Here is a 9,598-nt window from a genome sequence, read left to right as displayed (position 1 = left end):
AGGAGGAAAACCACATGTCCGGCCAGGTTTTATCCGGTGAACTCGTGTTGGCTGCCAACCAACGCACTCGTGAAGAAGTGTATTGGCTCGAAAAAATGTCAGGGGAAGTTGCAACTGTGGCTTTCCCAACAGACCATAGCGCTTTCCGGAAGGGAGAGCGTACTACAGAAGGTCTGCCTTTTGAGCTGACCGGCACGCTGTACGAAAAGATCTCGGTGCTTTCCAAAGGTTCTGACCACACGTTGCACATCATTTTGACCGCTACCCTGAATTTGTTGCTAGCAAAGTACACCGGCGAGCGGGACTTTGTTGTCGGCACACCGATATACCGCCCTAAGACGGACGGTCAGTTCCTGAACACGGTCTTGCCGCTGCGAACACAAATCCAGGCGGGGAACTCATTCCGCGATCTGCTCCTGCAGGTACGCTCGACGATGCTCGAAGCCGTCGAGCATCAGGAATATCCGATAGAAGTCCTGCTCACAAAATTGAATCGCCCGCATTTGTATGAGGTCTCCCTGGTGATGGAAAACATCCAGTCGCCACAACATCTCGACCGTTTGCCGGCCGCGCTGAATTTCGTGTTTACGCATCGCAACGGTGTCGTAGAGGCGACGGTGGAGTATAACAACAGCCGCTATCATGAGGAAAGTGTCAAACGTATCGTCAGTCACTTCATCACATTGCTGGAAAAAGTCCTCAGCAATATCAACGCAGACCTCACCACTCTTTCGTTGTTGAGTCAATCGGAAGTAGAGGCTCTGGTGGTTACTTACAACGCGACAACAACCGAATATCCAGCAGATAAGACGGTTGCTCAACTCTTCGAGCAACAAGTGGAAAACAACTTTGCAAATCTTGCAGTGGCAGCGGGTGATGTATCGCTGACCTACCAAGAATTAAATGCCAAAGCCAACCGTCTTGCCCGCGTGTTGCAAAGCCACGGTGTCTGTGCTGACTCGCTTGTCGCACTGATCGTTGAAAACTCCGCTGACACCATCGTAGGCATGCTAGCTGTGTTAAAAGCAGGAGGTGCTTATGTGCCGATCGATCCAGACAACCCAGTAGAGCGCAAAAAGTTTTTACTCGAAGATAGCCAAGCGGTCGTCATCTTAACACAGAAGCATTTGTTGGCAACACAAGCAGTACTGTTTGAGGCAGTCGAGTCGGAGCGTTTGTTGCTGATCGATGACCTCGATATGTATGCTGACCAAGACGAGACCAATCTTGCACCAGTCGCGGGACCATCGAACCTCGCATACGTCATTTATACATCTGGAACGACGGGCAAACCAAAAGGGGTGTTGATCGAGAATCAGAACGCGGTCAATTACTTAATGTTTGCGGCGAAACATTACGTACAAGGGGAAAAGGTTGATTTTCCAATGTTCACTTCCATCGCCTTTGACCTAACCATAACTTCGATCTTCACACCACTCTTGACCGGCAATACTGTTATTGTCTACCAAGATGAACACAAAGAACGACTCTTGGAGCGAGTCTTGGAAGAAAATCGTGTCGGTGTTGTGAAGGCAACACCTTCTCATTTGAAGTTAATTAAACACCGTGATTGGTCGAACTCCTCCGTTAAGAGACTGGTTGTTGGCGGGGAAGACCTGAAAACTGAACTCGCACGTGAAGTGATCGCGGCCTTTGGCGGAAACGTGGAAATTTACAACGAATACGGTCCGACCGAGACGGTCGTCGGTTGTATGATTCACCACTATGACGAGTCTTCGGATAAACGTGATTCGGTGCCGATCGGGCTTCCGGCTGACAATACGGATATTTTTGTACTCGATGCGGACCGGAATCCTGTGCCAGTGGGTGTAGTTGGCGAGATATTCATCGGTGGTGATGGCGTTGCACGTGGCTACCGCAACCGTCATGAATTGACGGCGGAACGTTTTATCACCCTGCCTCAAGGTCGTGTCTACAGGTCGGGCGACCTCGCCAAGTTCTTGCCGTCTGGGCAACTCGAATATATGGGGCGTGCAGACAACCAAGTCAAAATCAACGGCTACCGTATTGAACTCGGTGAAATTGAGACTCAACTTCTGCATCTGCATGAAAAGTACACACCTAAAGACGCGGTGTTTCACGATATTACGCAACAGGCATACCCAGAAGGGGTGACCTATTGCACGCGTTGCGTGTTGCCTTCTAACTATCCAAAGATCACGTTTGACGAGCATGGTGTCTGCTCCGTTTGCCGCGCTTATGAAACGTATCAGCCATATACGGAAAAGTATTTCAAGACGATGGACGACTTTCGTAAACTCGTTGATGCAAACAAAGGCACCGATTATGATGTTCTGTTGCTCTTCTCAGGCGGCAAGGACTCTACGTATGTCCTGTACCGCTTGGTGAACATGGGGTATAAGGTGCTCACTTTCACGTTCGACAACGGCTTTATTTCCGAAGAGGCCTTTACCAACATTAAAAACATCACGAAGAAACTAGATGTTGATCACCGCGTCCTAACGGCGGATCAAATTAAATCGGTGTTCGTGAAGTCGTTAAAGACGTATAGCAACGTTTGTAACGGCTGTTGGAATGCCCTCAACGGACTTGGAGCTCAACTCGCAGAAGAAACTGGATGTAAAGTGATCATCTCTGGCTTGTCGCGTGGTCAAATTTTTGACATGCGTCTGTGGGGACTGTTCCAACTCGGCATCTTTGACGAACAGGAGATCGAAGAGAAACTGCTACTGTTCCGCAAGGGCTTCCATAGCCGAGACAACATCTTCTCCAAGACGCTCGACGTGGATTTGGATTGTGGTTTTGTGGAAACGTTGCACTTCGTGGACTTCTTCCGCTATGACAACACACCGACTCACCAGATTCGTGAGTATCTGTATGAACAAGGCTGGGTGCCACCGAAGGACACTGGATTCTGCTCGTCCAACTGCCGGATCAACGATATCGGCATCTATGTCCATCTGATGAATGAGGGCTACCACAACTATGCAGCCCCATCGTCTTGGGATATTCGATTCGGTATCATTTCCCGCGAAGAAGGCATGCAGGAAATCACATACAAAGCTGACGCCAACCATGTTGAGCGTGTACTGAAGTATATCGGGTATTTCCAAGCACCGAAGATCGACGATGTCGTTGTCGCGACAATACGTGACTCCAGCGGGCAGGAAAAACTCTGTGCGTACGTTGTAGCCAAAGATGAACTCGAAGCGGACTGGCTCCGCGAGGCGTTGGCAGTAGAGTTGCCATGGTACATGGTGCCAACCTACTTCGTGCAACTGCCAAGCCTGCCACTGACACCCAACGGCAAAGTGGACACCAAGGCACTGCCACTCCCGTTCGTGACAGCTGCAGCAAATGTCGAGTATGTTACTCCTTCCAACGATGTGGAAGTCCATATCCGGAAGATCTGGGCCTCCGTACTGAGCATTGATGAGGGGAAAATCGGAGTGAACGATCGCTTCTTCGATTTGGGCGGCAATTCATACAACATGGTGCAAGTGAACATCCGAGTCAATGAGACGTTCTCCAAATCGATTCCAGTCGTCAAGATGTACAATTACCCGACGATCCATTCGCTTGCGGAGTATCTGTGCTCGGAAGAAGGCATCGAGGTACAGGAACTGTCGGATGAACAGTTGGAAATCATGGACGATTCCTTGGGTTTGTTTGGGGAGGTACTCCATGACTAAAAAGGACGAACCCGCTCGCACAGGTCTTGAGATCGCTGTTGTCGGCATGGCTTGCCGTTTTCCAGGCGCTTCTGACTTGGCAGGGTTTTGGAACAACTTGAAAGACGGAGTTGAATCGATCACATTTTTCTCAGAAGAAGAACTGCACGCGGCGGGCATAGACGAGGCGTTGGTCAAACACCCCGATTACGTCCCAGCCAAGGGGGTTCTCGAACGCGCAGATTGGTTCGATAATCAATTTTTCGAATACTCGCCACGCGAAGCTGCCCTTTTAGATCCACAGATTCGCATTTTTCATGAAGTCGCTTGGCAAGCGATTGAACATGCTGGATATAATCCAGACTTGCAGGGATCGATCGGTCTCTACGCGGGGGCTTCCCCGAACATCTTCTGGCAGGTAACGGCTTCGCTGAACAGCATGGAGTCGGGCACTGAGCAATTTGCGGTCGGACAGTTGGCCAACCGCGACTATCTGAATACGCGGGTCTCCTACAAACTCAATTTGCAGGGGCCTAGCGTTTCGGTGAACACGGCTTGTTCGACATCGCTTGCGGCCATTCACATGGCATCTCGGGCGCTGCTTACAGGGGAGTGTCGTATCGCTTTGGCGGGCGGGGTTTCCATTAGCACGCCGCAGAAGGATGGATATCTGTACACGGAAGGTATGATTTTGTCTCCAGATGGACATTGCCGTCCGTTTGACGCAGCGGCTCAAGGGTCGGTCCCTGGTGAGGGCGCGGGTGTTGTCATGCTGAAGCCATTGAAGACAGCATTGGCTGACGGAGATACCATCTACGCGGTGATCAAAGGTTCGGCTTCGAACAATGATGGTGTTCGCAAGGTCGGGTATACGGCCCCAAGTATAGAGGGGCAGGCAGAAGTCATCCGCGCGTCCCACCGCATTGCTCGCGTTGAGCCGGAGACGATCTCCTATATTGAAGCCCACGGTACGGGGACTGTGATGGGCGATCCGATCGAACTGGAAGCGTTAAAGGCTGCATTCGGACCGAAAGCACGTTCTGGTATCAAAATTGGTTCGGTTAAGTCTAACTTTGGACACCTAGATGCGGCTGCTGGGGTAGCAGGGTTTATTAAAACGGTGCTGTCGCTGCAACATGGTCAACTGCCGCCGAGTCTGCATTTTAAAAAGCCGAATCCACGTACGGACCTCGCGAAAGGCACGTTTGTTGTAAACGCGCAGTTGAACGAGTGGAAAGTGGAGAGTGCACCGCTGCGGGCTGGGGTCAGTTCGTTTGGCATCGGCGGGACGAACGTGCATGTAGTCTTGGAAGAAGCACCACAAGTTGAGAGCGCCCCTGCTCAACGTTCCCAGCAGATCCTGATGTTGTCCGCGATGACACGGAGTGCGTTGGAGAAGCAAACGGAGAACCTGCTGAACTTTTTTAAACAGAACCCGCAGGTCTCGCTTGCGGATGTCGCCTACACGCTGAAAGTTGGACGTCGGGAGATGAAGCACCGTCGTAGCTTGGTCGTAACGTCTGTAGAAGAAGCCGTGCTTGAGTTAGAATTGCTGGTCAATCCGAGCGAACAACGCGCCCGCGCTCATTTGGCGGTTGCCCAAGATCAGCGTCCACTGTACTTCTTGTTCCCAGGTCAAGGATCGCAGTACGTACAGATGGGACGCAAACTGTACGAACGCGAACCGTTTTTCCGAGATCAACTCAATGAGTGTTTGAACAAGATGCAGGCGCTAACGGGTGAAAACTTCGCCCGCATTCTCTATCCAGGGGATGCGGAAGCGGAAGTTTCGAAAAGCCGGCTCAGCCAAACGCAGTATGCGCAACCGTTGATTTTCTCCTTCGAATACAGCCTCGCCAAGTTACTGATGCACTGGGGATTGCAGCCATCAGCGATGGTCGGATATAGCTTAGGCGAATACGCGGCAGCCTGCCTCGCAGGCGTCTTCTCCCTGGACGACGCGCTCAAACTGATCGTCGCGCGCGGGAAACTGATGCAATCTGTGCCAGCGGGTTCGATGTTGAGCGTGCCAATGACTGAGCAGGAATTGCAACCGTTGTTAACTCCGGATGTGTCGCTGGCGGTGGACAACGGAAATTCCTGTATTGTCGCAGGTTCGACACAGGCAATTGAGGCGTTTGAAACGGAGATGAAAAACCGCCGCTTGCTGTGTATGCGCGTCAATTCTCCGCTAGCTGGACATTCCCTGTTGATGGACGGCATTTTGGGAGAGTTCGAAAAAGTCGCGCGCAGCGTAACCTTCCACAAGCCGCAATTGCCTTATGTCTCAGACATCAGCGGCGGATGGATTACGGTTGGGGAAGCGACATCGGTCGAGTATTGGGTACGTCATATGCGCGACACGGTACGGTTTGCCGATGGCGTGGAGGAATTGTTGAAACAGCCGAACGCGCTGTTTATCGAGGTAGGTCCAGGTCGTGATCTGTCCGTGCTGACTCGCCGCTTCCTCAAGCCAGAATCGACGCAACAGGTTTTCGATCTCGTACGGATTCCAGCGAGAGATGTGTCGGACCACTACTACTTCCTGCACAAACTTGCGGGACTTTGGGCGCACGGCGTCAAGGTGAATTGGACGGCGTTCTACAATGGTGAAAAACGGATTCGCATCGCACTCCCAACCTACCCATTTGAGCAACGTCACTTCCCGGCAAACGTTCCTCACCCGATTCAAGTGTTCCAAGCGACACGCATGGGTCTGAGCGGAGAGGTTGCAGCGCCGGTGGAGACAGGCAAAAAGCCAGTCCGCTATCACATCCCATCTTGGAAACGTTCCCTGCAGGGCGCAGTTGATACGACGTCGGCTACGTGGTGGTTCTTCGAAGATGGACTGGGGGTGGGGGATCGCTTGATCACAGCCCTGAGAGCGGAAGGCCATCAAGTCGTGCGCATTCGTGCAGGAGAAACGTTCCAACGTGAAACGGATACGTTCACTGTCAATCCAGAGCAAAGTGACCAGTATGAGCAGTTGGTCTCGGACTTGCAAGTAGAAAGTCTGCTCCCGAACCGCATTGTGCACCTCTGGAACTATGGTCGATCAGTTGAGGTCGAACCGAGTGTCAGCCGAGCGGAAGGTCTGCTGGCACGGGGCTTCTACAGTTTGCTCTACTTGACACAATCGCTAGGCAAGCATCGCGTGGAAACGCCGATCACACTGTCGGTGATCAGCAGCTTTATGCAAGACGTGCAAGGCGATGATCTCTGCGATCCGGAAAAAGCAGCTTTGCTGGGTCCCGTTAAGGTAATTCCACTTGAATACCCGAATATAACCTGTACATCCATCGATCTCCGTGTGCCTGAAAGCAAAGGACAGGAAGCGAAGCAGATTCGTCAACTTCTCGACGAAGTGAGGTCTGAAGGCACGGACCCAATCGTTGCCTATCGCGGGGGACACCGTCTAGTACAGACTTTTGAAGAGGTACACGTGGAAAAAGGCACAACGTCTTTGCCGCCTGTGCGTGAAAATGGTGTTTACCTGATCACCGGTGGATTGGGTGACATGGGCTTAGCTTTTGCAGAGGAACTGGCGAGCGCCGCTCCTGTCAAGCTTGTCTTGATTGGGCGTACGGCTCCAAGCGTTGAGAAACAAGAATCACTGCGACAATTGGAGGCGAAGGGGAGCGAGGTACTCGTTCTGCAAGCTGACCTAACGGACAGGGCACAACTCCAAACTGCGATCGAGCAAGTTCGATCCCGCTTCACGACCCTGCATGGTGTCATTCACGCCGCCGGTCTTGCTGATGGTGCAATGATCCAACGGCGGACCGTTGAAAATACCGACAACATTCTGGCTCCGAAAATCCGAGGTACCCTGTTGCTGGATGAAGTGTTGCGTGGAATGGAACTGGACTTTTTTTTGCTCTGCTCCTCAATGGCTTCTGTCCAAGGTGGATTCGGTCAAGTAGCTTACAGTGGTGCTAACGCTTTCCTTGATGCCTTTGCGCATTACAAGACCGCTCGTGAGAATAGCGTGACACTCTCCGTAAACTGGGATCGTTGGCGTAACGTCGGGATTGCACGATATGTCGAAGAGTTGCATTACCAATTGACGGGTGAAGAACTCGAGGGAGGCATTACCCGCGCAGATGGTCAGGATGCGTTCGCGAAGCTGCTTGAAACCACGGTCGCTCAGATCGCTGTCACCATTGAAACGCCACAGCTTCAAATGCCGAAGGGAGGACTCTCGGACGATATCTTGCAAGAAGATGTGACGATAGCAGCAGATGTGCACGTCCGCCCAGATTTGAGCACAGAGTACGTGCCACCAGCTGATGAAGTTGAGCAACGATTGTCTCACCTTTGGCAGCAATTCTTCGGCTTGGATCGGATCGGGCGACTGGATGATTTTCTGGAACTTGGCGGCGATTCGCTGAAGGCGATCATTGTAATCTCGAAAATTCAAAAAGAGTTCGGTGTGCGACTCCCGATTGCAGGCTTCTTTGAATCTCCTTCTCTTGCTGGTGTCTCAGAGCGCATTAAGGAATCGAGTGACTATCAGCAACAGAGTCTTGCGATTGAAACGACCATGGAAGTCGAGTACGCGGAAAACGCGCTCGATACATCGCTGCTTACATTTGAGGAAAGCACTATTGAACGTTTAGTTAGTGGAGATACCAACATTCGGGGAATTTATCCGCTGTCTCCAATGCAACAAGTGATCTTGACGCACAACCTGTTCTCTGCAGACACTGGTTTGGATACTGGCGTGTTCGCGTGCCGCATATACGGAGCACTGCGCATCGACCAGTTCCGTGAGGCATGGCAATGGGTAATGAACCGTCATTCCATTTTGCGTACCACGTTCCGTTGGCGTCGTCTTGAGTACCCTGTTCAGTTGGTGTATGGACACGCGGAACTGCCGTGGACAGAACATGATTGGACGGATCGCACGCCAGAAGAACAAGCCTCGGCCTATGAGGAATTTGTGAACTCGGAATGTAAGAGAGGATTTAAAATCAGTAGTTTCCCACTTATGCGAATACATCTGATAAAGGTCGATAACGGTACTTATCGCTTCGTCTGGAGTTTCCAAAACTCACTTTTTGACGGGTGGGCTATTTCTTTAGTCATTAAAGAAGTGCTGAACTATTACCAATCAAAGGTGAAGGTTGATAGTAGAGAGGAACATCTCTACTTACCTCCTGCACCGCCTTTCTCCTCATACATCTGTTGGCTTCATGAACAAGATTCGGAGCTCGCGAGCGACTACTGGAAACGATCTTTCAGTGGATACACACCGACACCCGAGGAACTTGCTGCTGCAGAGCAGCAGATGCAGCAAACCGTCATTCCGGCACAGCGTGAACTCTTGCTCACAGAAGAGGAGACGCGTCAGCTGAACCTTCGAGCGAAAGAACTTGGTTTGACACTTAGCACGATCGTTATCGGAGCTTGGGCGCTCTGCCAAGCCGAGCAGTCCGGCACTGACGATGTGCTGATCAGTCTGATTACCTCAGGACGTACGGCCAATCTCGAAGGACTCGATGCGATGGTCGGATTGTTTACGAATTCCTTACCTGTGCGTATCCAACTTGGTAGCGGAGGCGACCCGACACAACAGTTCAAACGCCTGCAAGAACAACTGGTAGAGATGATCAAATACGAGCATGTCAGTCCACACCAGATCGCCAAATGGACAGGAGTGCCTTACAACCTGCTGCAACAAGCTGTCTATGAGCGAACACTTGTCTACCTGAACTATCCAGTAGACATCTCGCAGGAGTTATCGGGCGGAGATCTCACCTTTACGGATCTGCTGTCCATTGGTCATTTGAACGTCCCATTGCGAATGTATGCTCAGCCAGGTGAGCGTTTTATTCTGACACTCACGTACGACGAAGCAAGATACGAAGATCAACAGATTCAAAACTTGCTTGAATGGATGCGGTACTACCTAGTCACCACGATCGTCTAACACCTATTTTGAA

At 51.4% G+C, this 9,598-nt stretch carries 2 protein-coding genes; both read left to right on the top strand.

Features of this window, described 5'->3' with window-relative positions:
• Positions 1–14: 14 nt before the first annotated feature.
• On the top strand, positions 15–3,674 hold the full coding sequence (locus tag HP399_RS15605) for a non-ribosomal peptide synthetase (RefSeq protein ID WP_173619324.1): 3,660 nt from the start codon (positions 15–17) through the stop codon (positions 3,672–3,674).
• On the top strand, positions 3,667–9,585 hold the full coding sequence (locus tag HP399_RS15600; RefSeq protein WP_173619325.1) for a type I polyketide synthase: 5,919 nt from the start codon (positions 3,667–3,669) through the stop codon (positions 9,583–9,585). Before HP399_RS15605 ends, HP399_RS15600 begins: the two co-directional genes overlap by 8 nt.
• The last annotated feature ends 13 nt before the right edge of the window (positions 9,586–9,598 follow it).

The sequence above is a fragment of the Brevibacillus sp. DP1.3A genome (assembly GCF_013284245.2).
Lineage (GTDB): Bacteria > Bacillota > Bacilli > Brevibacillales > Brevibacillaceae > Brevibacillus.
The sequence above is the reverse complement of the archived record's forward strand: the minus strand, read 5'-3'. Positions and strand labels throughout refer to the sequence as shown.